Annotated in this window: 21 protein-coding genes; 6 read left to right on the top strand and 15 right to left on the bottom strand. The window is 56.1% G+C overall.

Translation table 11 applies throughout. The features are described 5' to 3' along the window. Positions 1-12 precede the first annotated feature (12 nt). Both yejM and ACOKCT_RS08160 read right to left on the bottom strand, forming a co-directional pair. Positions 13-1773, bottom strand: a complete 1761-nt coding sequence (gene yejM, locus ACOKCT_RS08165) for an LPS biosynthesis-modulating metalloenzyme YejM (protein ID WP_420193356.1) — start codon at positions 1771-1773, stop codon at positions 13-15. A 19-nt stretch (positions 1774-1792) separates the two neighbouring features. Next, entirely contained in the window at positions 1793-2020 is a 228-nt protein-coding gene (locus tag ACOKCT_RS08160; RefSeq protein WP_032612681.1) for a YejL family protein, read from the bottom strand. 134 nt (positions 2021-2154) lie between these two features. On the opposite strand from ACOKCT_RS08160, the gene yejK reads away from it, so the two are divergent. Next, positions 2155-3162, top strand: coding sequence for a nucleoid-associated protein YejK (yejK, locus tag ACOKCT_RS08155; protein WP_156239401.1), 1008 nt, complete (start codon positions 2155-2157; stop codon positions 3160-3162). 51 nt (positions 3163-3213) lie between these two features. On the opposite strand, the gene rplY is transcribed toward yejK, so the two are convergent. Together rplY and ACOKCT_RS08145 are read right to left on the bottom strand one after the other, a co-directional pair. Further along, positions 3214-3498 carry a 50S ribosomal protein L25 gene (gene rplY / locus ACOKCT_RS08150; protein WP_103180382.1) on the bottom strand — a complete coding sequence of 95 codons (285 nt, stop codon included), beginning with the start codon at positions 3496-3498 and terminating at the stop codon, positions 3214-3216. A gap of 125 nt (positions 3499-3623) precedes the next feature. After that, positions 3624-5384, bottom strand: a complete 1761-nt coding sequence (locus ACOKCT_RS08145; protein WP_103180380.1) for a DEAD/DEAH box helicase — start codon at positions 5382-5384, stop codon at positions 3624-3626. Between the two features lie 151 nt (positions 5385-5535). Here ACOKCT_RS08145 and rsuA point away from each other — a divergent pair, with 151 nt between their 5' ends. The 3 genes from rsuA (at position 5536) to ACOKCT_RS08130 (ending at position 8132) form a co-directional block, all read left to right on the top strand. After that, positions 5536-6243 carry a 16S rRNA pseudouridine(516) synthase RsuA gene (gene rsuA / locus ACOKCT_RS08140; protein WP_156654922.1) on the top strand — a complete coding sequence of 236 codons (708 nt, stop codon included), beginning with the start codon at positions 5536-5538 and terminating at the stop codon, positions 6241-6243. 15 nt (positions 6244-6258) lie between these two features. Next, a complete protein-coding gene (locus ACOKCT_RS08135; RefSeq protein WP_156654921.1) occupies positions 6259-7455 on the top strand; it encodes a Bcr/CflA family multidrug efflux MFS transporter in 1197 nt (398 codons plus the stop codon). 332 nt (positions 7456-7787) lie between these two features. Next, positions 7788-8132 (top strand): YejG family protein, encoded by a 345-nt coding sequence (locus tag ACOKCT_RS08130; RefSeq protein WP_103180374.1) that lies wholly within the window; start codon positions 7788-7790, stop codon positions 8130-8132. Between the two features lie 3 nt (positions 8133-8135). Here the strand turns inward: ACOKCT_RS08130 and yejF are convergent, their stop codons facing one another. The 9 genes from yejF to ACOKCT_RS08085 form a co-directional block, all read right to left on the bottom strand. After that, positions 8136-9725, bottom strand: a complete 1590-nt coding sequence (gene yejF / locus ACOKCT_RS08125; protein ID WP_420193355.1) for a microcin C ABC transporter ATP-binding protein YejF — start codon at positions 9723-9725, stop codon at positions 8136-8138. 1 nt (position 9726) lies between these two features. After that, the gene (locus tag ACOKCT_RS08120) at positions 9727-10752 is read right to left on the bottom strand and encodes an ABC transporter permease (protein ID WP_420193354.1); all 1026 of its coding nucleotides are present in this window, start codon (positions 10750-10752) and stop codon (positions 9727-9729) included. Next, the gene (locus tag ACOKCT_RS08115; protein ID WP_114314418.1) at positions 10752-11846 is read right to left on the bottom strand and encodes a microcin C ABC transporter permease YejB; all 1095 of its coding nucleotides are present in this window, start codon (positions 11844-11846) and stop codon (positions 10752-10754) included. Before ACOKCT_RS08115 ends, ACOKCT_RS08120 begins: the two co-directional genes overlap by 1 nt. 9 nt (positions 11847-11855) lie before the next feature. Continuing rightward, entirely contained in the window at positions 11856-13661 is a 1806-nt protein-coding gene (locus tag ACOKCT_RS08110) for an extracellular solute-binding protein (protein ID WP_420193353.1), read from the bottom strand. Positions 13662-13736: 75 nt separating this feature from the next. Continuing rightward, on the bottom strand, positions 13737-15293 hold the full coding sequence (locus tag ACOKCT_RS08105) for a cyclic di-GMP phosphodiesterase (RefSeq protein WP_420193352.1): 1557 nt from the start codon (positions 15291-15293) through the stop codon (positions 13737-13739). Positions 15294-15474: 181 nt separating this feature from the next. After that, on the bottom strand, positions 15475-16044 hold the full coding sequence (gene mepS, locus ACOKCT_RS08100; protein WP_103180364.1) for a bifunctional murein DD-endopeptidase/murein LD-carboxypeptidase: 570 nt from the start codon (positions 16042-16044) through the stop codon (positions 15475-15477). Positions 16045-16448: 404 nt separating this feature from the next. After that, entirely contained in the window at positions 16449-17180 is a 732-nt protein-coding gene (locus tag ACOKCT_RS08095; protein ID WP_103180362.1) for a phosphatase PAP2 family protein, read from the bottom strand. A 27-nt stretch (positions 17181-17207) separates the two neighbouring features. After that, on the bottom strand, positions 17208-18194 hold the full coding sequence (locus ACOKCT_RS08090) for a CobW family GTP-binding protein (protein ID WP_156654916.1): 987 nt from the start codon (positions 18192-18194) through the stop codon (positions 17208-17210). 123 nt (positions 18195-18317) lie between these two features. After that, positions 18318-19784 (bottom strand): mannitol dehydrogenase family protein, encoded by a 1467-nt coding sequence (locus ACOKCT_RS08085; protein ID WP_420193351.1) that lies wholly within the window; start codon positions 19782-19784, stop codon positions 18318-18320. A gap of 205 nt (positions 19785-19989) precedes the next feature. Between ACOKCT_RS08085 and uxuA the strand changes: the two genes are divergently transcribed. Continuing rightward, positions 19990-21180, top strand: coding sequence for a mannonate dehydratase (gene uxuA, locus ACOKCT_RS08080; RefSeq protein ID WP_103180357.1), 1191 nt, complete (start codon positions 19990-19992; stop codon positions 21178-21180). Positions 21181-21305: 125 nt separating this feature from the next. Here the strand turns inward: uxuA and yeiP are convergent, their stop codons facing one another. Next, complete coding sequence (gene yeiP / locus ACOKCT_RS08075) at positions 21306-21878, bottom strand: elongation factor P-like protein YeiP (protein WP_014884579.1); 573 nt, start codon at positions 21876-21878, stop codon at positions 21306-21308. Positions 21879-22041: 163 nt separating this feature from the next. Here yeiP and ACOKCT_RS08070 point away from each other — a divergent pair, with 163 nt between their 5' ends. Then, positions 22042-22296, top strand: a complete 255-nt coding sequence (locus tag ACOKCT_RS08070; RefSeq protein WP_103180356.1) for a YkgJ family cysteine cluster protein — start codon at positions 22042-22044, stop codon at positions 22294-22296. Here ACOKCT_RS08070 and setB read toward each other — a convergent pair. Further along, positions 22293-23474 (bottom strand): sugar efflux transporter SetB, encoded by a 1182-nt coding sequence (setB, locus tag ACOKCT_RS08065; protein ID WP_103180355.1) that lies wholly within the window; start codon positions 23472-23474, stop codon positions 22293-22295. The two genes, ACOKCT_RS08070 and setB, sit on opposite strands and share 4 nt — an antisense overlap. Positions 23475-23810: the final 336 nt, after the last annotated feature.

Below are 23810 nucleotides of genomic sequence, written 5' to 3'. Positions count from 1 at the left end.
ATTAATATTAAATCAATTTGCAATGAACCGTTTCTCATCCGTCAGCACCTGTAGCAGCAGGCTTAACTGCGGCGTCTGGTCGTTGAGTTTCTCACCCTGCGGGTTATAGGTTTTGTAATTACCGTTGCTGTTCAGCACCAGCGTCAGGGTTGGCGTTGTAACGGCCAGCGTGTTGTTGCTGGCAGCCGTCACCCAGTTATGACGACGCGTTGCGCTGAACAGATCCTGACCCTGGGAATACTCATTGGCTGGCGTGCTGACGTGGAGCAGACGCTGCATCAGGGTAGTCATCACATCTTTATGATCGGTCAGCATGTTAATGCGCTGGGATGGCGTACCAGGCCAGTGGATCACCAGCGGAACATGCAGGCGAGGGCGCGCCCAGTCGACATCGTTGCGCTCGCTGCCCAGCGGCACACCGTGACCGGCGGTGATCACCACCACGGTATTCTCCAGCTTGCCCGATTCCCGCAGCGCGTCCAGCACCCGGGCAATCTGGGTATCAACATTGCCTGCGGCCTGCGCATAGCGGCGGTTAAAGGTTTTCTGGTTGCTGTCATCCAGCGTCGTGCCGTTCAGAGCAACCCAGGAGAACCAGCGGTTGTCGTCCTGCGCGTAACGGTGAAGCCAGCTGATCCACTGCCCGGCGGTCTGTTCGTCGGACTGGCTCTGTGCGGTCGGCAGAGAGAAGTCGGACAACAGCGCCTGGCGATAGAGCGGACTGCTGAAGCCATCCGAAGAGAACAGCCCCAGCTGGTAGCCCTGCTGGTTGAGCCCGGTGATGAGCGCGGCAGGGATACGCGATGACAGCACGCCGTCCATATAGCCAGGTGAAATGCCGTAGAACAGGCCAAAGATCCCGGCATCGGTTGAGTTACCGGAGCTCATGTGCTGAGTAAAGTTGATGTTCTTCTCGGCGAACTCCGCCAGGGCTGGCATCTGTTTCTCAAAGCGCGAGTAGTTCAGACCGTCGACGGTGATCAACAGGACGTTTTGCCCCTGACCCATGTCACGGTAGCGCAGATCGCTCAGCGGATATTGTACCGATACCGCTTCAGGATCCCCTTGTTCAATCAGGCGGCGCTGATACTCCTGGGCATCCAGCAGACCGTGTTTCTCCAGGAAACGACGAGCGGTCATCGGATAGGAGAGCGGCAGGTTCGCGCGCTGCATGGTGATGGGGCGGTAGAAGTTAGCGTCCGCCCAGATATACATAAAATGCGAGCCGATAAAGGCGACAAAAAAGAGGGCGGCCACCGGTTTGGCATAGCGACGGCGCCGCGTCAGGCTGCGCAGTTTTTGCCAGCTCCAGGTGGCAAACAGCATCTCAATCAGCAGGATAATCGGCACGCTGATAAACATCAGCTGCCAGTCGCGCGCCGTTTCGTTCTGGTCGGGATTGATCACCAGTTCCCAGACGACGGGATTAAGATGCAGGTGAAAACGGGTAAAGACTTCGCTGTCGATAAGCAGCAGCGTCATGCCTGCGGTGGCGAGGATAGCGGAGATAAACCGCATCAGCCGCTGTGACATGACGATAAACGTCAGCGGGAAGAGGATCAGTAGATAGGTGGAGAAGACCAGAAAGCTGAAATGGCCAATGACGCTTATCCAGGAGAAGACCCGTCCGGCAAGCGTCGTCGGCCAGTCGGCGACAAACAGATAACGACTGCCAAGCACTATCGCCAGCAGAATGTTAAACAGGGCAAACCAGTGCCCCCAGCTAACCATCTGGGAGACTTTTTCACGGTAGCGCTGACGATTCGTCACCATAAACTGTCGTTTGTTTCCCTTAGTGCGCCTGGTCGTCGTTAACCGAGGACTGTAAGGCCTGAGCGAAAGATTTCGCGATCGCCTGGCGCTGGGCCGGCGCAACGCTGGTATTGATAAGGTTAGTCACCATATTTCCCAGAACCATCAGGGAAAGGTCGGTCGGCGCCTTATGTTTTTCCAGTACGTTGAGCAGCTCACTGAGCATTTGTTCAACGTGTTCATCACTGTAGCGGGAGAGTTGTGGCATAAATCTAAATCTGTTTGTGGAGGAAAGGGCAACATATTAACGTAGCAACAGCTTTTTTTCCCCTTTTTTATCTTCGGTTGCATACATGACTGGGGGGTGGTTGAATACGGCCCGGTCTAAAAGGAGAGTTTAACATGAGTCTGGATATCAACCAGATTGCTCTGCACCAGCTTATCAAGCGTGATGAGCAAACCCTTGAGCTGGTGCTGCGCGATTCGTTACTGGAGCCGACGCCTACCGTTGTTGACATGATGGCGGAGCTGCATCGGGTTTACAGTGCCAAAAACAAAGCCTACGGCCTGTTCAGCGAAGAGAGCGAACTGGCGCAGGCGCTGCGCCAGCAGCGTCAGGGTGAAGACGATTTTCTCGCGTTCAGCCGGGCCGCCACCGGCCGCCTGCGCGATGAGCTGGCAAAATACCCCTTTGCCGACGGCGGCATCGTCCTGTTCTGCCATTATCGTTACCTGGCGGTCGAGTACCTGCTGGTGGCGGTGCTGAACAACTTAAGCAGCATGCGCGTCAACGAGCAGCTGGATATCAGCTCGACCCACTATCTGGACATCAACCACGCGGATATCGTGGCGCGCATCGATTTGACCGAATGGGAAACCAATCCTGAATCCACCCGCTATCTGACCTTCCTGAAAGGCCGGGTAGGGCGCAAGGTGGCCGACTTCTTTATGGATTTCCTCGGCGCCAGCGAAGGGCTGAATGCCAAAGCGCAGAATAAAGGTTTGCTGCAGGCGGTGGATGACTTCACCGCAGAAGCCGAGCTGGACAAAGCGGAACGCCAGAACGTGCGCCAGCAGGTTTATGCCTACTGCAACGAACAGCTACAGGCGGGCGAAGAGATTGAACTGGAATCGCTCTCCAAAGAGCTGGCGGGCGTCAGCGAGGTGAGCTTCCAGGACTTTACGGCGGAGAAAGGCTACGAGCTGGAAGAGAGCTTCCCGGCGGATCGCAGTACGCTGCGTCAGCTCACCAAATTTGCCGGTAGCGGCGGCGGATTAACCATCAACTTTGATGCCATGTTGCTCGGCGAGCGCATTTTCTGGGATCCGGCGACCGACACGCTGACCATTAAAGGCACGCCGCCAAATCTGCGGGATCAGCTGCAGCGTCGCACCTCTGGCGGCAAATAACGGCCATAAAAAAACCCCGCAATGCGGGGTTTTTTTTCGACAAGTTTGCGATTACGCGCGAACGAAGTCGATGTGAGTCAGTTTTGGCTTGAAAGCGTGACGCTGTACTGCCTGAGCTTTAACTTTCTCTTCTTTACCGTCAACAACCAGAGTCAGTACTTCGCTGTAGAATTCAGCGTTGTTCTGCATGTTCCACACTTTGTCGTGGTCCAGTTCGATTGCGACAGGAGCAGCTTCGCCGCCATAGATGATGGCCGGGAATTTGTTAGCTGCGCGCAGGCGGCGGCTCGCACCCTTACCCTGCTCTTTACGTACTTCTGCATTGATAGTGAACATTGATTTCTCTCTGTATAAAAAATCCTGCTACAGGCGACCCAGCAACAGGTGAGTGTTCTGCCTCACGGATGTGAAGCGGGCGGCATTTTATACTCAAATGGCTTTCACATCAATGAAAAGTCCCGCTATCCCCGCAATTCATTGGCACGGCGGAAGCGGCCCTCATAATCAAACACTTTTTCTCGCACCTGCCAGAACTGCCCTTTTTTCCGCGCCACCACAAAATCGGGGTGGCGCAGCAGCGGCTGTTGATGAACGATATCCGCCGCGGTGATCCAGCGCAGCGGCACGCCCGGCGTGCGGGTATGCGGGCGGATAAACAGCTGTTCAAAGGCGGTGCGTTGGGCGGGTGTGTGCAGACGGAAGCGCTCACTTACATCGGCGCCATCTTCATCGTAGTAGGTGATTTTGAGCCATTCGCCTTTGTCATCGGCACCGTGTGCCAGCGCCATCCCACTGCAGCGGAGCACCAGGGCGTCCTTCAGCTTCAGGGCCGCTTTCAGCATATCGTCGGGATCGACCAGCACCGCATCGCAGGTGCGGCAGCGGCGGGCGGCGATATCGTTCTCGGCGTTGCACTGGGGGCAGTTTTTAAAGCGGAAGCGATAGTCACACTGTTCGCGATGGCCCTCGTCATCTTCAAACCAGCCCTGGCAGCGACGGCCAAAGTGTTCGATTAGCGTGCCGTCGGCGGTGGTTTTACCCCAGAAGGTATTGGCAAAGCCGCAGGCGGGGCAAAACACCTGTACCGGCACGTTGTCACTTTTGCCTTTTGGCGTACCCACCTCCGGGGCATACAGGTCGTGCGGGTTCCCGGCATAATCCAGGATCAGGCAGTCGGTTTTCCCGGGGGCTAAGCGCAGGCCGCGGCCAACAATCTGCTGGTAAAGGCTGACGGATTCTGTCGGGCGCAGAATGGCAATCAGATCCACGTGCGGGGCATCAAAGCCGGTAGTAAGCACTGACACATTGACCAGATAGCGGAACTGCTGCGCCTTAAACGCCTCAATCAGCCGATCGCGCTCGCTGCCTGGCGTTTCGCCGGTGATAAGCCGGGCCTCGCTGGCGGGGAGCAGGCCGGTGATCTCCCGGGCGTGCTCCACGGTGGCGGCAAAAATCATCACCCCTTTACGCGTGGCGGCAAACTCCATGATCTGGCTGATGATATGCGGGGTAATACGATCCTGTTTTTTCAGCTCGCGGTTAAGATCCGCCTCGCTGAAGAGGCCGTTACTCTGCACCTGCAACCGGCTGAAATCATACTGCACCACCGGCATATCCAGCCGTTCCGGTGGCGTCAGGTAGCCATGTTTGATCATGTAGCGCAGCGGCAGCTCGTAAATGCAGTCGCGGAAGAGCGCCTTTTCATTGCCGCGCACCATGCCGTGGTAATGAAAGCGATAAATCCAGCCCTTACCGAGGCGGAACGGGGTGGCGGTAAGCCCCAGCAGGCGGATCTGCGGATTAACATTTTTCAAATGGGTCAGGATCTGCTGATACTGGCTATCGTCATCATCGCTGATACGGTGGCACTCATCGACAATCAGCAGGGAGAACTCGCTCTGGAATTTATCCAGATTGCGCGCCACCGACTGCACGCTGCCAAAGACCACTTTACCGTGGCTCTCTTTACGCTGTAGGCCGGCGGCAAAAATATCAGCCTCCAGACCCAGCGCCAGATATTTGGCATGGTTCTGCGCCACCAGCTCTTTGACGTGCGCCAGCACCAGCACGCGGCCCCGGGCCAGGCGCGCCAGCTCGGCGATCACCAGACTTTTGCCCGCGCCGGTGGGCAGGACAATGGCCGCCGGTTCTTTATGCTGACGAAAGTGGGCGAGGGTAGCGTCCACGGCTTCCTGCTGGTAGGGGCGAAGTGTAAAGGTCATGGGGTCTCGGTTTGGTTATCTCGCTCATATTATGCCACGAAACTTTTTCCCTTGAGTGGCGCACAGAGCCCGTTATACTGGACTGTTCCTGACTGCTTCTTTTCCGGACGCATTGTCCGGCTCCTGGCACCTGTAAGGTTTAAAATATTTCATGCGACTTGATAAGTTTATCGCTCAGCAACTCGGCGTAAGCCGCGCTATTGCCGGGCGTCTGATCCGCGGCAGCCACGTTACCGTGGATGGCGACATTGTGCGAGACAGCGCGTTTAAACTCCAGCCTGAGCATCAGGTGGAGTATGAAGGCAACTCGCTGACCCAGCAGAACGGCCCGCGCTACTTCATGCTCAATAAGCCGCAAGGCTATGTCTGCTCCACCGAAGACCCCGACCATCCCACCGTGCTCTATTTTCTCGATGAGCCGGTCGCTCACAAACTGCATGCTGCCGGGCGTCTGGATATCGACACCACCGGCCTGGTGCTGATGACCGACGACGGTCAGTGGTCACACCGCATCACCTCACCGCGCCACCATTGCGAAAAGACCTACCGGGTGACGCTGGAAAATCCGGTGAGCGACAGTACGGCAGAGCAGTTCGCCCACGGCGTCCAGCTGCATAATGAAAAAGATCTGACCAAACCCGCCGTGTTGGAAGTTATTACCCCAACCGAAGTGCGTCTGACCATCAGTGAAGGGCGCTATCATCAGGTGAAGCGCATGTTTGCCGCCGTGGGAAATCACGTGGTCGGTCTGCATCGCGAACGGATCGGGGCTATCGCTCTCGACCCGGACCTTGAGCCAGGCGAATACCGCCCGTTGACGGAAGAAGAAATTGCCAGCGTTGGCCTCTCTTCACGCTAATTTCAGGAGTTAATTGTGACCACCAGGCCACACTCGTCGTTCAGCATTGTTTTTATTCTTGGCCTGCTGGCCATGCTGATGCCGCTGTCCATCGACATGTATCTGCCCGCACTGCCGGTGATCGCCGAGCAGTTTGGCGTGCCGGCAGGCAGCGTACAGATGACTCTCAGCAGCTATATTCTCGGTTTTGCCCTCGGTCAGCTGCTTTACGGGCCAATGGCCGACAGCCTGGGGCGCAAACCGGTGGTGCTGGGCGGTACGCTGGTATTCGCCGGCGCGGCGATGGCCTGCGCGATGGCGCAATCTGTCGATTACCTTATTGTGATGCGTTTCTTCCACGGCCTGGCGGCTGCGGCGGCAAGCGTGGTCATCAATGCCCTGATGCGCGATATCTACCCGAAGGAGGAGTTCTCCCGCATGATGTCATTCGTCATGCTGGTGACCACCGTCGCGCCGCTGGTGGCGCCGATGGTCGGGGGAGCGGTGCTGGTCTGGTTTAGCTGGCACGCTATTTTCTGGATCCTGGCGCTGGCGGCCCTGCTGGCCTCGGCAATGATCTTCTTCTTTATTAAAGAGACCCTGCCTGCACAACACCGGCAGAAGTTTCATATTCGCACCACGCTTGGCAACTTTGCCTCGCTGTTTCGCCATAAGCGCGTGCTGAGCTACATGCTGGCCAGCGGTTTCAGCTTTGCCGGGATGTTCTCATTCCTCAGCGCCGGGCCGTTTGTCTACATTGAGCTTAACCATGTCTCACCGCAGCAATTTGGCTACTATTTCGCGCTGAACGTGGTATTCATCTTCGTGCTGACGATGATCAACAGCCGCTTCGTGCGCCGGGTAGGGGCGCTGAATATGTTCCGTATCGGGCTGTGGATCCAGTTTGTGATGGCGGTGTGGATGGTGGTAACCGCTTACTTTGATATCGGATTCTGGGCGCTGGTAATCGGTATTGCGGCCTTTGTTGGCTGTATATCGATGGTCTCGTCCAACGCTATGGCGGTCATCCTCGACGAGTTCCCGCATATGGCCGGTACCGCCTCTTCACTGGCGGGGACCTTCCGCTTTGGTATCGGCGCCATTGTCGGCGCGTTGCTTTCACTGGCGACGTTTAACAGCGCCTGGCCGATGCTCTGGTCAATCGCGCTGTGCGCCACCGGCTCGATTCTTTTCTGCCTTTATGCCAGCCGGCCAAAGAAATTGGTGAAATGATGCACAAAAAAGGGCCCTGTCGGGGCCCTTTTTTGATGCAGGTCAATTAAAAGGCGGTTCTTTGACCTCTTGTTTGTTTCTTTTATGTAAAATCTATTTGTGTAAATAGTCACATCTTTGTAGTTAAAAAGGTTGTGTTAGATCACAGAAACGGGTACATATAGCGCCGCTATAAACCTGAAACACCGTCAGAAAGCCCTGAAAAACAAGGCCCCTGCACCCATGAATAGTGGGTGTAAGCGTTTTCTTATTAAAAACAGAGCAGGCGGTTAATGTTGTGTTACTATAAATGTAAATAGATTGTGAAGTAAATTTGCTTCCGGGGAATAAACGTGAATACATTACAGCTCTCAATTGTGCATCGCTTGCCGCAGAGCTATCGCTGGTCGGCTGGTTTTGCAGGCTCGAAGGTTGAACCGATTCCGCAAAGTGGAACAACCCCTGATAATTGTCTGGTGGCGCTCAAACTGCTGAGCCCGGAAGAGGGCAACGCATGGCCGCTGATGGAAAAGCTGAGCCAGGCATTGACGGACATTGAGCTTTACAGCTCGGTGCTGGAGTGCGAAGGCGAGCCGTGCCTGTTCGTGAAAAGCCAGGATGAGTTTGCAGCAACCTGCCGCCTGAAAAACGTCGGTGTGGCTATCGCCGAGCCTTTTTCTGGCCAGAATCCTTTCTGAGCGTCAGCGTAACGCTAACAGCTGACGCGTATACTCCTGCGTCGGCGCGGCAAACACGCGCTGACAGTCTCCCTGCTCGACCACCTCTCCCTGACGTAACACAATCACCTGGTGACATAGCGCACGTACCACCTGCAAATCGTGGCTGATGAAAATATAGGCCAGACGGTGTTTTCGCTGTAAATCTTTTAGCAGCGCCAGGATCTGCGCCTGCACGGTTTTATCGAGGGATGAGGTCGGCTCATCCAGAATTATCAACTCCGGGCGCAAAATCAGCGCCCGGGCAATGGCGATCCGCTGGCGCTGGCCGCCGGAAAAGGCGGCGGGGTAACGATGCCGGGTCTGCGGGTCGAGCCCCACTTCGCCCATTACCCGAATGACCTCCTCTTCACGCGCCTGCAGGCTCAGGCCAGGCTGGTGTACCCGCAGCCCCTCCTCAATGATCTGCTGCACGTTGAGGCGCGGGTTAAGAGAAGAGTTAGGATCCTGAAAAACCACCTGCATCCGGTGGCGGACGGGCAACATCTGGCGGCGATCCCACTCATGCAGGGGGTTGTCGTCAAACAGGATCTCCCCCTTCGAGGCGATCAGGCGTAACAGCGCCAGCCCGGTGGTGCTCTTGCCGGAGCCAGACTCACCCACCAGCCCCAGGGTCTCACCCGGGCGCAGGGTAAAGCTGACGTTGTTCAGCACCTGCTTGTTATCCACCACCCGGCGCAGGATGCCTTTACGTAGCGGAAACGCCACCGAGAGATCCTTGACCCGCAGCAGCGGCTGAACATCTTGCGGCAGCGGGACGGGATCCCCTGCGGGCTCGCTGTTGAGCAGGCGTTGGGTATAGGGATGCTGCGGTGCGGCAAGCAGCGGCGCGGCGCGGTTCTGCTCCACGCAGCGACCGTTCTGCATCACCGCCACCTGGTCGGCCAGCTTTTTCACAATGCTGAGATTGTGGGTGATAAACAGCAGGCTCATGTTCAGCTCGTCGCGCAGCTCGCGTAATAGCTGCAGGATCTGCGCCTGCACCGTAACATCCAGCGCGGTGGTGGGCTCATCGGCGATCAGCAGTTCCGGACGGGTCAACAGCGCCATGGCAATCATCACCCGCTGGCGCTCACCGCCCGAAAGCTGGTGCGGGTAATCGGCAAGCCGTTTTGCGGCGTTGCGGATCCCGGTGCGTTCGAGACAATCCAGCATCTCTCCGCGAGCCGCCTCTTTACGCATACCGCGATGCAGGGAAAGCACCTCGTAGAGCTGTTTTTCAAGAGTATGGAGCGGATTCAGCGACACCATCGGCTCCTGAAAGATCATGGCGATCTTATTGCCGCGCACCCCGCGCAGCGTGCGCTCGTCAGCATGGAGCAGGGACTGGCCGTGAAACAGGATATCGCCCTGGGGATAGACCACCGGCGGGGCGGGGAGCAGACGCAGGATCGACAGGGCGGTGACGCTCTTCCCGGAACCCGACTCGCCGACCAGCGCCAGCGTCTCGCCGGCGTCAATTTTCAGGGAGATATCATTCACCACGGTGCGTAGCTCGCCCTGCTGGCGAAAAGCAACGGAGAGCGCGTCGATGTGAAGTAAAGGCTGCGTCATCTTAAACCGCCTTATTTGGATCAAAGGCGTCGCGTACCGCTTCGCCAATAAAAATCAGCAATGAGAGCAGCACAGCAACGGAGAGGAAGGCGGTGATCCCAAGCCACGGTGCCTGGAGGTTATTTTTGCCCTGCAACAGCAACTCCCCCAAAGAAGGCGAGCCCAGCGGCAGGCCGAAGCCGAGAAAATCGAGCGAGGTGAGGGTGGTAATAGAGCTGCACAGAATAAACGGCAGGAAGGTGAGGGTGGCGACCATCGCATTAGGCAACATGTGGCGGAAAATGATCCCGCTATCGCTTACCCCCAGCGCCTGGGCGGCGCGAATGTAGTCGAAGTTGCGGGTGCGCAGAAACTCCGCCCGCACCACCCCTACCAGCGCCATCCAGCCAAACAGCACCGTGATAGCCAGTAGCCACCAGAAGTTAGGCTGCACCACGCTTGAGAGCAGAATAATTAAAAACAGCGTTGGCATGCCGGACCACACTTCGATAAACCGCTGTCCCCAGAGATCAATCTTGCCGCCGTAATAGCCCTGGATCGCCCCGGCCAGCACTCCCATGACGCTGGAAAACAGGGTCAGCAGCAGGCCAAACAGTATAGAAATGCGGGTACCGTACAGAATACGCGCCAGCACATCGCCGCCGTTGGCATCGGTACCCAGCCAGTTTTGTGCCGAGGGTGGCGACGGGAACGGGGTGGTAGTGGCAAAGTTAATGCTGTTGGCGCCAAAGCGGACCGGCGTCCAGAGCACCCAGCCGTGCTCATTCAATTGCGCCTGTAGCCACGGGTCCTGATAATCCGCCTCGGTGGCAAAGGGGCCGCCAAAGTCGCTCTCGCTGTAATTCTTGAAAACCGGCACGTACCAGCGATCGTTAAAGTGCACCAGCAGCGGTTTGTCGTTGGCAATGATCTCCGAACAGAGGCTCAGCGCAAAAAAGAGGGCGAAAATCCACAGCGACCAGTAGCCGCGGCGGTTGTGACGAAAGCGAGCCCAGCGGGCCTGGTTGACGGGGCTTAAGCGCAGCATCAGCGACCCTCAAAATCAATACGCGGATCGACCAGCGTATAGCAGATATCACTGAGGATATTCAGCAGCAGGCCAATCAGGGTGAAAATATAGAGCGTGCCAAACATCACCGGGTAATCCCGCGAGACGGTGGCCTCGTAGCCCAGAAGACCCAGGCCGTTAAGGGAGAACATCACCTCAATTAACAGGGAGCCGGTAAAGAACATGCTGATAAAGGTGGCCGGGAAACCGGCGATGACCAGCAGCATGGCATTGCGAAAAATATGTTTCCACAGGATGCGTCGCTCGCTCACCCCCTTCGCGCGGGCGGTGACCACGTACTGCTTGCGGATCTCATCAAGAAAGGCGTTTTTGGTCAGCATGGTCAGGGCCGCAAAGCCGCCGATCACCGTCGCCAGCACCGGCAGGGTAATGTGCCACAGGTAGTCGGTTATCTTTTTGTACCACGGCAGGCTGCTGAAATCGGTCGAGACCAGCCCGCGCAGCGGGAAGAGATCGAAGTAGCTACCCCCGGCGAAAAAGACGATCAGCAGGACGGCAAACAGGAATGCCGGAATGGCATAGCCAATAATAATGAAGGTGCTGCTCCAGATGTCGAACCGGCTGCCATTATCCATCGCCTTACGAATACCTAACGGAATGGAGACCAGATAGATGATCAGCGTTCCCCATAGCCCCAGGGTAATGGAGACCGGCAGGCTCTCTTTGATCAGATGCAGCACCGACGCGCTGCGAAACAGGCTGTCGCCAAAATCGAAGCGCAGATAGTCGCCCAGCATTTTGAAGTAGCGCTCATGGATCGGTTTGTCGAAGCCGTACCGCTGGGTGATCTCGGCGATCACCTCCGGATCGAGCCCGCGCCCGCCGCGATAGTGGCTCTCATTGATATTGCCGACCCCGGTGCGGGCGTGGCTGGCGCGCATGCCCGCATCGCCTCCGCCGGGCATCGTCCCGCTGTTACCAAACTCGATGGCGGCAATCGCCTGATCCACCGGGCCGCCTGGAGCAATCTGCACGATAAAAAAGTTGATGGTGATGATCGCCCATAGGGTGGGGATCACCAGCAGTAAACGACGAAGTAAATATGCGCCCATTGCGTATCCTTAACGCCGTTCGGCGGGTAATTTCGCCGCTTTATTAACGTCATACCACCAGGTATCAAACCCGAGAGAATAAACCGGGCGCTGGGCGGGAAGGGCGAACTTATCCCAGCGAGCGACCCTGTCTTCCCCCATAAACCACATGGGCAGCATGTAATAGTTCCAGGTCAGAACCCGATCCAGCGCCCGGCCAAGCGGTACCAGTCTGGCTTTATCCCCCTGCGCGGCGACGATCTGCGCAATCAGCTTATCCACCGCCGGGTTTTGCACCCCCGGTGAATTGTAGGTGGAATCAATGTACTGAGAGGCCCAGGAGATCTGCAGATCGCTGCTCGGCCACGGCATGGCCCGCCACAGGCGCGGCATCATATCGTAATCGCGGTTGCGCATCCGGTTGGTGATCTGTGAATTATCCACCTGGCGGATATTCATGGTAATGCCCAGCCGCGCCAGGTTGTGCTGGAACGGCAGTACCCACTGATTGTTGCCCCCGGAAGCCAGCAGCAGTTCAAAACTGAGCGGTTTGCCGGTTTGCTTATTGACCCGCTGTTTATTTCGGATGACCCAGCCCGCCTCGTCCAGTAGCTGGCTGGCTTTCAGCAGATTGTTACGATCAAAACCGTCGCCTTTCGAGACGGGGGGCTGAAAGAGAGTCGTAAACACTTCCGGGGGAACTGCATCTTTTAATGGGTCGAGGAGCGTCAGCTCCGCGGCATCCGGGTAGCCCTGCGCGGCATACTCGGTATTCTGGAAATAGCTGTTGGCACGGCTGTAGGCGCCATAAAAGAGCGCTTTGTTCATCCACTCAAAATCGAAGGCGAGGGTGATGGCCTGGCGCACGCGGCGGTCGGTAAATACCGGGCGCTGAATATTAAACGCCAGCCAGCGCGTATCCTGGGCGGAATCATTTTTAAAGGACTCCTTTACGATATAGTGGCGGTCAAAATTCTTCCCGGTGTAGCGGGTGGCCCAGTTTTTGGCGCTGCTCTCTATCCGCATATCAAAGGCACCCGCTTTAAAGGCTTCAAAGGCCACGTTGTCATCCAGATAGTAGTCGTAGCGCAGGGTGTCGAAATTCCAGCGGCCCCGGTTTACCGGCAGGTTTGCCGCCCAGTAATCTTTTACCCGGGAATAAATCACATATTGCCCCATCCGCCAGCGAGTGATGCGATACGGGCCGCCTGCCAGCGGTGGGGTGGAGAGCGGATCGCTGAGCTTATGATCTTTCCAGAACTTTTCCGGCATTACCGGCAGGGTGAGCAGGCTCAGCATGTCCTCTTTATTGGGGCTGGCAAGGGTAATGCGCACCGTCAACGGCGCGATGGCCGTTACCGTCGCCCCTTTGTAGACCAGCCGGAACTGGGGGACGCCCTCGGTCATAAATTTGTGAAAGGTGAAGGCAACATCGCTGGCTTTGACCGGCGTACCGTCATGAAATCGCGCCAGCGGGTTGATCGTCAGCTCCATCCAGGAGAAATCATCGGCATAGCGGGCGGTCTCGGCCACCAGCGGATAATAGCTGCCGGGCTCGTCGTCTGAGGTGGTAAAGAGGGTGTCGTAGAGGGCGTCGGTTCTTTCGGCCGCCACGCCGCGCAGGGCATAGCGATTGAAATTATCGAAGGTGCCAATTGCCGCCAGGGTCACAGCGCCCCCTTTAGGCGCGGCCGGATTGACGTAATCGTAGTGATCGAAATTGATGGCATATTTTGGCTCGCCAATAACCGCGAAGGCGTCGCTCTCTTTAATGGTTTGCGCCTGACTGAATCCGCTCATTAACGCCACCATCAGCACCACAATGCGCACTATCATTACGCTACGTTTTCCTTCTCTGTTCGGCCCGGGCAAGATACCTGAATAATAAGTGACGTAGCGGTGGTTGGGCAATTATTCGCGATCAAGGTGAATATCAGGTTGCCAGTTCAGGAACTGCTCCAGGGGCAGGGGTCGGCTTATCCAGTAGCCCTGCAGCAGATTGACGTTGTGATCGCGCAGCCATTTCGCCTGCTCGGGGGTTTCGACACCTTCGGCGACGGTCACCATATTCAGCCGCCGCGCCAGGGTCAGCACCGCATCCAGTACCGGCGAGGTGACAGTTTCCATCCCGATAGCATTCACGAAACCCCGGTCGATTTTGAGGTAGTCCATAGTAAAACGCTCAAGGTAGATCAGGGCGCTGTGTCCGGTGCCAAAATCATCCACGGCGATTTCAAAACCTTCCAGATGCAGCCACTCAAACAGCTTTGTCGCTTCCCGTTGATTGAGCATGTCGCGCTCGGTAATTTCGAGCACAATCTGGAAATGATCCGGCGGCAGCGAGGCGGCAAATTTGCGCATGTCATCTTTAAAGCTCTCGGCGTGCAGATGGCCTGGCGAAATGTTAATGCCCAGCTTGGAGCCTGGCGGCAGCCGTTTCGCTAACGCCGGTGCGTCGCGCAGGATCAGATCGAAAAGGTGCAGCGTCAGCGGCACAATCAGTTGCTGGGCCTCTGCAAAGTTAATAAAGGCATCCGGCGGGATCGCCCCCGCGCCGGGATGCTGCCAGCGCATCAACACCTCCACGCCCCGCATCTGCAAATCGCTGGCACCTACCACTGGCTGGTAGACCACATGAAACTGATTCTGCTTAATGCCGGTCAGGATCTCTTTACGCGGGTTGGCGCGCATCATTAGCCAGTAGAAGCAGAGTACCCCGATGCTGGAACCGCACAACAGACCAAACAGTAGTGCAAAGACCAGATCTTCCATCGTCCAGCTTTCGGCGTAGAGATTAACGGTGAGCGGCAGTCCTTCGATTTTGCTTGAGCGCGCAGGGCGCTCTTTTAGCTCCGAAACGTGGGTGATGCGGTTTGAATAGGTCGAAAAAACCGTATCGCCAATGATCAGAGAAATACCGGCAAACTCATCCTGGCGGGCGGTGTAGAGCAGATAAGGGGTCAGGTTGAGGTTAATGGAGGTAAATATCCCCCCATCTTTCATCAGCAGATTACGATGCCACAACACAATGGCCGGTTTTTTCGGCATCATTGGCGTACCCGGCAGCAGGGCCATATCTACCGCTTTAGTTGCGTCGATTTTCGGCACCAGTTCGCTGAGCGGGACATGCATCGGCCCGGTTGCTGATGAGCAGAAGGCCATTTTATCTTTCACCAGCAGAAAGGCGCGGACGTTCAGGCTGAATGACGCGCGGGAGGTGAGTTCAGATCGTACATCCTGGCACTCGCTGAGCGTCAGTGGCTGTAATTCATCAACAGAAACGCGCAGCTCTTTAAAATAACTTTCGATGTAGTCATGGAGGTCTTTAATCAGGTTATCGTATTTCACTGCACGTTTATGGTAACTGAAAAAAAACTGCATACCGCCGCAGAGCAGGGCGACGATAAGAGCTGAAAGTACGCTGAGCATCAGCACCTTTCGGCGGGAAGATAAATGGCGGGTAAACATAAACGTTATGGGATCCTGATTTGCCGCCCGCATTATCATGACGGCTAAACTCACGCAACGATAAAACTATAACCTGGAACGAGCCGTCCAGAATTATCGCGTCCTGCGATAAAAAAAAAGCACTGCCATAGCAGTGCTTTTTTCCATGCTGTCAGTCAAGGGAAACGGACAGCACAGGCGGTTAACTGCGAGTCAGTACACGACGCGCTTCATTATAGCGCTTTTTCCAGTATGGCTCGTTCATACTGGAGATCGTCACACCACTGCTGGTGGACGCGTGGACAAACTGGTCGTTACCAATATAGATGCCGACATGACGGCCGGTTGAACCCGCACGGAACAGAACTAAATCGCCGGTACGTAAGCTGTTACGTGAAATCGATTTGCCCATTTCCTGTTGTTCATAGGTTGAACGCGGAAGTTCTAAACCAAACTGTTCGCGGAAGGTACGCTGTACGAAACCGGAACAATCAATGCCTTTACGTGTTTCGCCGCCCAGGCGATAGCGCACGCCCTTCCAGCTGGCATACTGGTCCATTAATCGGGATTTGATATCCAGATTGCTGACCATTTTTTCAAATTCATCCTGAGAAGCTTGCAGTGAAGAGGCGTCTTCTGACCCCACAACACGCGTCTCAGGATGCATATTCTTTGCGGTGTTCGATGCGCTACAAGCTGAAAGCAGAACCGCGACTGCAATCGCCGGGATTACCCGTGAGAAGTATCTCAAGATCGGTTGAGATTTGACCATGTTGTTTATTTTCCCTTGAAGTCCTTAACGACAAATATCGTTATAAAAAATGCCAAGCGAGACGAGACTAAATACCTGCGCACTATCAGACAATTCTTTATGGTCAAATCTGTGGCGAATCGCACAAATTTATTTACAACGATAATAATTGTGGCGCTGAGGTAAAACGAGTCTGAGATTACCTGATTGAGGCGGGTAATGCGAGTAAAAATACGCACTTTTTTTATAAGTAATTGTGATAGTAAAAGTACGTTGACAGGAGAGTGGTCGGGCAGGGTAATTTAGGTTAAGTTCTGTACAACGCATTAATTTCTAACGTGATTAATGTGACAGGAAGATGACAAAGGCGCTGAAATCGAGGGGGAAATCTATCAGGGATCGGTAATGATCCCTGATGGTTATTGTTAATTTCTGTTAGTAACTTGTTTCGAATTTGTTTTATTGCCGGGCAGATAACGATTAAAGAAGGCGATTAAACGCTCACTCAATGGGGTCATCAGGCACCACGGAAGACCAATCAACGCCACCGAAAGCGACCCGACGGCAATATCAGTGAACCAGTGCGCACCGATCATTACCCGAGGGAATGCGAAAACCACAAAAATAATCAGGGCTAATGCGAAAGTCTTATGCCCGAAATAACGCCACATAAAAGCGCTGAAAATAAGCAGCATCATTCCGTGATCGCCTGGGAAACTGTCTTTAGAGGCATCTTTTGTGGAAATATGCAGCAATTCACTGACGCGATAAATATCCGGGAAAAATAGCGTCGGACTTGAGCGTTTCACCGGTATTAAGGCCTGCGCCAGCTGGTTCAGCACCACCGCGGTCAGTAGCATCACCAGGCCGATCATCAGAATACGGCGACGCCCGGCGGGACTCTCTTTTCGCCAGAACGTCAGCATCAGATAACCCATCGCCAGCAGCGAGCAGCCGTCAAAGGCACGGTTATTGGTGATCGCCACCAGCCACAGGAAGGCGCGGCTCTCTCCCAGCTGCCGGTTAAAGAAGTGGAATATGCCGCTATCCAGCGGGAACCAGAAACCGTGGTTGACCGGCAGATACCAGGATAAAAAGAGCGCCACACCGGCGACATTAAGCAATAAAATGGGGAAAAGTCGGGTTTTCATCATCACGCCGTAAGTAATTCAATCAGGGCAACGTTAGTTCCCCGAACTTAAACGAAGCTTCAACAAGCTCGACTGTAAGGCATTCCAGTCGGTGTTAACCGCACTAATTAACTCTATTCGGCTGTCCGGCGGCGCCACGCCCTGCGTTTCGATGAAGAAATCTTCCCCCTGACGATTAATCCGTACCAGCCCATCGGGGGTACGCATTACCCCTTTCACCCGTTCAACCGGGGCAAGCCGCGCCCACTCCAGTAAACCGATGGTATCGAAGCAGGTGTCGGCGTCAAAGACCCAGCCACAGGCCTGATGCCCCTGGCCGCTGTTCAGGCTGCGACGCCAGCGCTGGTGCGCAGGCAGACTCAGTGCCGCCAGACCCTGTTTTTCGCCGTGGCTGTGGGAATGGGCTGCGCTGGCGGGCAATTCAGCAAGATTACGCCGCGGCAGGTCGAGCAGGGCATTGTCCACACTTCCCTGGGTGGTGTGCGCAATCTGACGCTCGCCGCCAAAGTGCTGCCACCAGAGTTCCAGCGCAGCGCGGCTTTCCGGGGTGGCGCGGTCCTCTTTATTGGCAATGATGATGTCGGCGGCGGCCAGCTGATCGCGGAAATTCTCGTTCTGGACAAACTTTTCGTCCAGCAGCTGACGGGGATCGAGCAGGCACAGGGTGGCGCGTAAATCGATCCACGGCTCATAGACCGGGGCGGTCAGCAGGTCGAGGATCTGCTTTGGGTGACCGAGCCCGGTAGGTTCAATCAAGAGCCGGTCGGGCTTGCCCTGTCGCAGCAGGGTATTCAGCCCCACCTGCATCGGCAGGCCGTTGACACAGCACATGCATCCCCCTGGGATCTCCTTTATCAGCGCCCCGTTATCAGCCATCAACGCGCCATCAATGCCGATCTCGCCAAATTCATTGACCAGCACGGCCCACTTTTCGTCAGGATCTTTATTGGCCAGCAGGTGCAGTATTGACGTGGTTTTCCCGCTGCCGAGAAAACCGGTAATGAGGTTGGTTTTAGTCACAGGTGCTCCAGGGTGATAAATGTAATGCTATAACAATTATCAATAATCCTGGCGGAAAAGAACAGCATTGGGAAGGGGAAGGGCGAACGGAAGACTTCCCGCTCGCCTTAAGCGCAATAAAGGTTAAAGCGACAGCGTGTCGATAATCGCCTGGCGCGCGCCCGACTGGCTGATACGCTGGTAAGCCTGGGTGATGGCCTCCACGAACCGGGGTTCCTGAGGCAGGTCGTGGCCAAAAATTTCATTCAGCGCCAGCAGGGCGGTCACGCGCTCCTCCTCGCTGCTGGTCTCGATGATGGCGCGAATTTTATCGCTTAGCGGATCGCGCACGTCAATGGCATTGCCCGCATCATCCACGCCGCTGACGTAGCGCATCCACCCGGCGACTCCCAGCGCCAGCAGTGGCCAGGCGGTGTCACGCTGAAGGTGGAGGCGGATACTCTCCAGCATTCGCTGCGGCAGTTTCTGGCTGCCATCCATCGCAATCTGCCAGGTGCGGTGTTGCAGTGCCGGGTTGGCGAAGCGATCAATCAGGCTGTCGGCGTAGGCGATCAGATCCACCCCGGTGATGCGCAGCGTCGTCGCCTGTTCGTTAAGCATCAGACGACGGGCGGCGTCACGCAGCGCGCTGTCGGCCATGCAGTCATTAATATGGGCGAAACCGGCCAGATAGCCGAGATAAGCGAGGAAAGAGTGGCTGCCGTTGAGCATGCGCAGCTTCATCTGCTCCCAGGGGAGGACGTCCTGCACCATCTGTACTCCGGCCACTTCCCACTCCGGGCGGCCGGCAACAAAGTTATCTTCGATCACCCACTGAATAAACGGCTCGCAGCTAATGGCGCACGGATCCTCGACGCCCACTTCGCGGGCGATTTCCGCAAGGGAGTCGTCGGTGGCGGCGGGTACGATCCTGTCCACCATCGTGCCCGGGAAGCTGACGTTGGCGGCGATCCACTCCGCCAGCTCTGGCGAGCGCTTGTGGGCCATCCCCAGCACCGCATTTTTCACCACGTGGCCGTTGTCCGGAATGTTATCGCAGGAAAGCACGCTGAACGGCGCCAGGCCGCGCTCGCGGCGGCGGTGCAGGGCTTCGACCAGGATACCCGGCGCCGAGTGCGGCGCATCCGGGTACTCCAGATCGTGAATAATACGCTCGTTGCGGGTATCCAGCTTGCCGGTGGCCGGATCGATGCAGTAACCCTTTTCCGTAATGGTCAGGGAGACGATCGCCACCTGCGGCTCGCAAAACTTCTCAATAATGGCCGCCAGCGAATCGAGTTTAGCGTTCAGGCATTCATGTACCGCCCCGACGATAATCGGCTGATTTCCGTCGGCGCCTTTTTCCAGCACCGTAAAGAGATGATCCTGCGCGCGCAGCTGGCTCATCAGCGTATCGCCGCTAAACAGGCTAATCTCACAGATCCCCCAGTCGCCGCCTTTGGCGTTCAGCACCCGGTCGGTCAGGAGGGCCTGATGGGCGCGATGAAAGGCGCCAAAGCCGAAATGGACGATACGGGAGCGTAACGCCTGGCGATCGTACTGCGGCTGCAACACGTGAGCGGGTAGCGCGGTGGTGGCAATTGTCTTCATGAAATAAACACCTGATTAACCATTAATTAACAAGGTGAGTGTAAAGTTATATGACAGCAAATTGAATTGGTAAGCCGTAAATATCCGGGAACTGTGAGATGGATCAATCAATATTGCGAGGCGAGTTGACCTGTTTCCGCATGCATGTATGGTAGTCGTCATCACATGACGAAATATTGGTATAACAACTTTAGAGGGTGAATCGATGGAACAAACCTGGCGTTGGTACGGACCCAATGATCCTGTTTCGCTTGATGACGTGCGTCAGGCTGGCGCAACGGGCGTTGTCACCGCGCTGCACCATATTCCTAACGGTCAGGTGTGGCCGGTAGAAGAGATCAAAGCGCGTCAGGCGCTGCTGGCCGAAAAAGGACTCACCTGGTCGGTAGTGGAGAGTATTCCGGTTCACGAGGAGATTAAAACCCACTCCGGCGACTATCAGACCTGGATCGCCAACTACCAGCAGAGCATTCGCAACCTCGCGGCCTGCGGCATTGATACCGTGTGCTACAACTTTATGCCCATCCTTGACTGGACGCGTACCGATCTCGAATATCAGCTGCCGGATGGTTCAAAGGCGCTGCGTTTTGACCAGATCGCCTTTGCCGCGTTCGAGCTGCACATCCTGAAGCGTGAAGGCGCAGCGGCTGACTACACTGCAGAAGAGCAGCAGCAGGCGCAGGCGTGGTTCGATGCGGCAAGCGAAGCGGATATCGAAAAGCTGACCCGCAATATCATCGCTGGTCTGCCGGGGGCGGAAGAGGGCTACACCCTCGACCAGTTCCGCGCGCGCCTGGCGGAGTATGGCAACATCGACAAAGCCCAGCTGCGGGAAAATATGGCCGTCTTCCTGCGCGCTATTGTGCCGGTAGCGGAAGAGGTGGGCGTGCGTCTGGCCGTTCACCCGGACGATCCACCGCGTCCTATCCTGGGCCTGCCGCGTATCGTCTCCACCATTGAGGATATGCAGTGGCTGAAAGAGACGGTCGACAGCATCAGCAACGGCTTCACCATGTGTACCGGCTCCTACGGCGTGCGGGCCGACAACGACCTGGTGCAGATGATTGAAACCTTTGGCGACCGCATTCACTTTACCCACCTGCGGGCAACCTGCCGGGAAGAGAATCCGAAGACCTTCCACGAAGCGGCGCACCTCGGCGGTGACGTGAATATGGTGGCAGTCGTGGATGCCATTCTCCGTGAAGAGAAGCGCCGTAAGCAGGCGGGAGATCTGCGTCCTATTCCATTCCGTCCGGATCACGGGCATCAGATGCTGGACGATCTGCGTAAGAAAACCAACCCGGGTTATTCGGCCATTGGCCGTCTGAAAGGGATGGCGGAAGTGCGCGGCGTGGAGCTGGCGCTGAAGATGACCAAATATCCTGAGCTTCTTTAACCGGTATTGCCGGGTGGCGGCTTCGCCTTACCCGGCCTACAAAAGCAGACACAAAAAAACCGGCTCAATGGCCGGTTTTTTGTAGGCCCGGTAAGCGTAGCGCCACCGGGCAAAACAGCCCGCACTTAGTCAGCACGACCCATATAGCGTTTTTCTTCGATATGGATACGAATTTTCTCGCCTGCGGAGAGGTATTCCGGCACCTGCACAACCAGACCGGTGGTCAGGGTCGCCGGTTTGTTACGTGCAGACGCGGATGCGCCTTTAATGCCCGGTGCGGTTTCCACGATCTCCAGATCGACGGTCTGCGGCAGCTCCAGCGCCAGCAGAACGCCATCCCAGGTCAGAACCTGCATGTCGGGCATGCCGCCTTCCGGAATAAACAGCAGCTCTTCTTCAATCTGATCTTTGGTGAAGATGTATGGCGTGTAGTCTTCTTTATCCATAAAGACGTATTCGTTGCCATCAACATACGAGAAATCGACATAGCGACGGGTCAGGGTAACGGTATCCACGATATCGTCGCCTTTGAAACGCTCTTCAACTTTCAGACCGGTACGTACATCGGCGAAACGCATTTTGTACAGCGTTGCTGCGCCACGGGCGCTGGGTGCCTGAATATCGATGTCTTTTACAATCAGCAATTTGCCGTTGTAATTCAGCACCATACCTTTCTTAATTTCGTTCGCTCTTGGCATTGCAGTAATCCTGTTAACGGGAAGGTCAAAAATATCGCGTCAAAGTACTCGCGCGCGGCATTTCAGGCAAGTGGATTTCGTGGCTTTTGCTATCAATACGTAAAAGGTGTTACTGTGCCCGTCACGCCCGCGGGAGCGGCTTTCTTTCAGGTAAAGTACGAATATGGATTGCCGTCCGGACTGCGGAGCATGTTGCACCGCCCCCTCCATCACCAGCCCCATTCCCGGGATGCCCAACGGCAAGCCTGCCAATACCCCCTGCGTGCAGCTGGACGCGCAACAGCGCTGCAAAATTTTCGGCTCGAGCTCGCGCCCGAAAGTGTGTGCTGGCCTGCAGCCGTCGCGGGAGATGTGCGGCGATACGCGCGGCCAGGCCATGACCTGGCTGCTCGAACTCGAGACGCTTACCGCGCCTTAAATATCCTTAATGCGCGTCAGGCAGAGCGTGGTGAGGATGCACATCCCCAGCGCAATCCAGAATACCGCGTGATAACTCCAGATCTCGGCCACGACGCCCGCCACGGAGCCTGCGATGATCCAGCCGACGCGGGTAGTGTTGGTATAAAGCGTGGTGGCCGCGCCAGCCTGACCCGGCATCAGATCCTGAAAATAGAGCATGCCGATCCCGGCGAGAATGCCAATATAGATGGCGTTCAGCAGCTGTAACCCGAGTAACACTACCGGCGTGTGCGCGGTGAGCATCCCGACGTAAAACAGCAAACCGGCAACGGCGGCAACGCGCATCAGGAAGCGCTTACCGAAGCGTTTTGCGTAGTAGCCCGCAATCAGCATCGTCGGGATCTCCAGCCCGGCAGCGGTTCCCATCATTACTCCCGCCAGCTTCTCGGAGAGATGCAGCTCATTAATGATAAACAGCGGCATGTTAATGATATAGAGGCTGTTGGTGCCCCACATTAACGTGCAGATGGTAAAGAGCAGCAGGGCGTCGCGACGGTTGCGGCGCGGCGACTCCAGCACCCCGGTTGCCAGCTTCGGCTCCTTGCGCATCGTCGGCAGGAAAAACCAGACCATCGCGCCGCAGACCACAAACGCCACGGCGGCGCTGATATACATCACCGGGAAGCCAAAGCCCATCGCCAGCGCATAGGCCACTGGCGGCCCCACGACCCAGGCCAGCGACACCTGGGCACGCAGGATCGAGCTGAACATCACCGCCTCGCGACCGGTATGGTCGGCATGTTCGCGGGCTAAGGCAAACAGCTGCGGGTTGGCGGTAGAGCCAAAGCTGCTAAGGAATACGCCGACAAACAGCAACACAAAGTAGTTACGGTTCCAGGCGAACAGCAGGCAGGCCAGGACACCCAGCAGACAGCAGAAGACGATCAAGGATTTGCGATCGCCCCGCTTATCTGAGCGACCGGCCAGGAACTGACTGACCAGGATGCCGATAATGGCGCTGCCGGTGAAGAAGAACCCCACCATGGCCGGGCGGGCATGCACCTCGTTGGTGAGGAACAGGCTCAGCGTCGGGGTCTGTAACGCGCCGGCAATGCCGGTAAGAAAAGCAACAATCAAAAACGCCGATGAGGTCAAATCAAATGGCTTGGGTGAGGCGGCTGCGGGAGTGGTGTGCATGTTTCTGTATCAGTGATATGAAGAGACGCGGAGTTTACGCCGCTTGTCATAAAATAGACAGATATCCTCGCCAGTTACCCCACAAAAAATCAAAACGGGTTTTCAGTCTGTCGCTGCGCTTGCTGAAGTTGCTGAAGCCGAACGGCTGTTCACCCCTGAAGGCAGCGGCCTGAAGCAAAAATGTGCTGTAACTCTAAATTCTGCAAGCTGAAATGCGGCTTTACTTGCAAGGATGCCTGGAAAGCGCAAGACTTCTTGAAACGTTTCAGCGCTAATTGGTTTACCTAACCCAAACGGATTGGCGCCTTTTTTCACATTTAAGCTGAAACGATTCAA

Source organism: Leclercia sp. M-A074-M (assembly GCF_965195605.1).
In the GTDB taxonomy this organism is placed as follows: Bacteria; Pseudomonadota; Gammaproteobacteria; order Enterobacterales; family Enterobacteriaceae; genus Enterobacter.
Note: the sequence above shows the minus strand (reverse complement) of the source record. Positions and strands in the feature narration are given on the sequence as shown.

What these genes read in the sequence shown, in the direction of transcription:
- setB (WP_103180355.1), bottom strand. Translation starts at nt 23,474, where the DNA reads ATGCACACCACTCCCGCAGCCGCCTCACCCAAGCCATTTGATTTGACC.
- ACOKCT_RS08115 (WP_114314418.1), bottom strand. Translation starts at nt 11,846, where the DNA reads ATGGGCGCATATTTACTTCGTCGTTTACTGCTGGTGATCCCCACCCTA.
- ACOKCT_RS08145 (WP_103180380.1), bottom strand. Translation starts at nt 5,384, where the DNA reads ATGACCTTTACACTTCGCCCCTACCAGCAGGAAGCCGTGGACGCTACC.
- ACOKCT_RS08120 (WP_420193354.1), bottom strand. Translation starts at nt 10,752, where the DNA reads ATGCTGCGCTTAAGCCCCGTCAACCAGGCCCGCTGGGCTCGCTTTCGT.
- rplY (WP_103180382.1), bottom strand. Translation starts at nt 3,498, where the DNA reads ATGTTCACTATCAATGCAGAAGTACGTAAAGAGCAGGGTAAGGGTGCG.
- ACOKCT_RS08110 (WP_420193353.1), bottom strand. Translation starts at nt 13,661, where the DNA reads ATGATAGTGCGCATTGTGGTGCTGATGGTGGCGTTAATGAGCGGATTC.
- mepS (WP_103180364.1), bottom strand. Translation starts at nt 16,044, where the DNA reads ATGGTCAAATCTCAACCGATCTTGAGATACTTCTCACGGGTAATCCCG.
- yejF (WP_420193355.1), bottom strand. Translation starts at nt 9,725, where the DNA reads ATGACGCAGCCTTTACTTCACATCGACGCGCTCTCCGTTGCTTTTCGC.
- rsuA (WP_156654922.1), top strand. Translation starts at nt 5,536, where the DNA reads ATGCGACTTGATAAGTTTATCGCTCAGCAACTCGGCGTAAGCCGCGCT.
- yeiP (WP_014884579.1), bottom strand. Translation starts at nt 21,878, where the DNA reads ATGCCAAGAGCGAACGAAATTAAGAAAGGTATGGTGCTGAATTACAAC.
- ACOKCT_RS08160 (WP_032612681.1), bottom strand. Translation starts at nt 2,020, where the DNA reads ATGCCACAACTCTCCCGCTACAGTGATGAACACGTTGAACAAATGCTC.
- ACOKCT_RS08085 (WP_420193351.1), bottom strand. Translation starts at nt 19,784, where the DNA reads ATGAAGACAATTGCCACCACCGCGCTACCCGCTCACGTGTTGCAGCCG.
- ACOKCT_RS08070 (WP_103180356.1), top strand. Translation starts at nt 22,042, where the DNA reads ATGGATTGCCGTCCGGACTGCGGAGCATGTTGCACCGCCCCCTCCATC.
- uxuA (WP_103180357.1), top strand. Translation starts at nt 19,990, where the DNA reads ATGGAACAAACCTGGCGTTGGTACGGACCCAATGATCCTGTTTCGCTT.
- ACOKCT_RS08105 (WP_420193352.1), bottom strand. Translation starts at nt 15,293, where the DNA reads ATGTTTACCCGCCATTTATCTTCCCGCCGAAAGGTGCTGATGCTCAGC.
- yejM (WP_420193356.1), bottom strand. Translation starts at nt 1,773, where the DNA reads ATGGTGACGAATCGTCAGCGCTACCGTGAAAAAGTCTCCCAGATGGTT.
- yejK (WP_156239401.1), top strand. Translation starts at nt 2,155, where the DNA reads ATGAGTCTGGATATCAACCAGATTGCTCTGCACCAGCTTATCAAGCGT.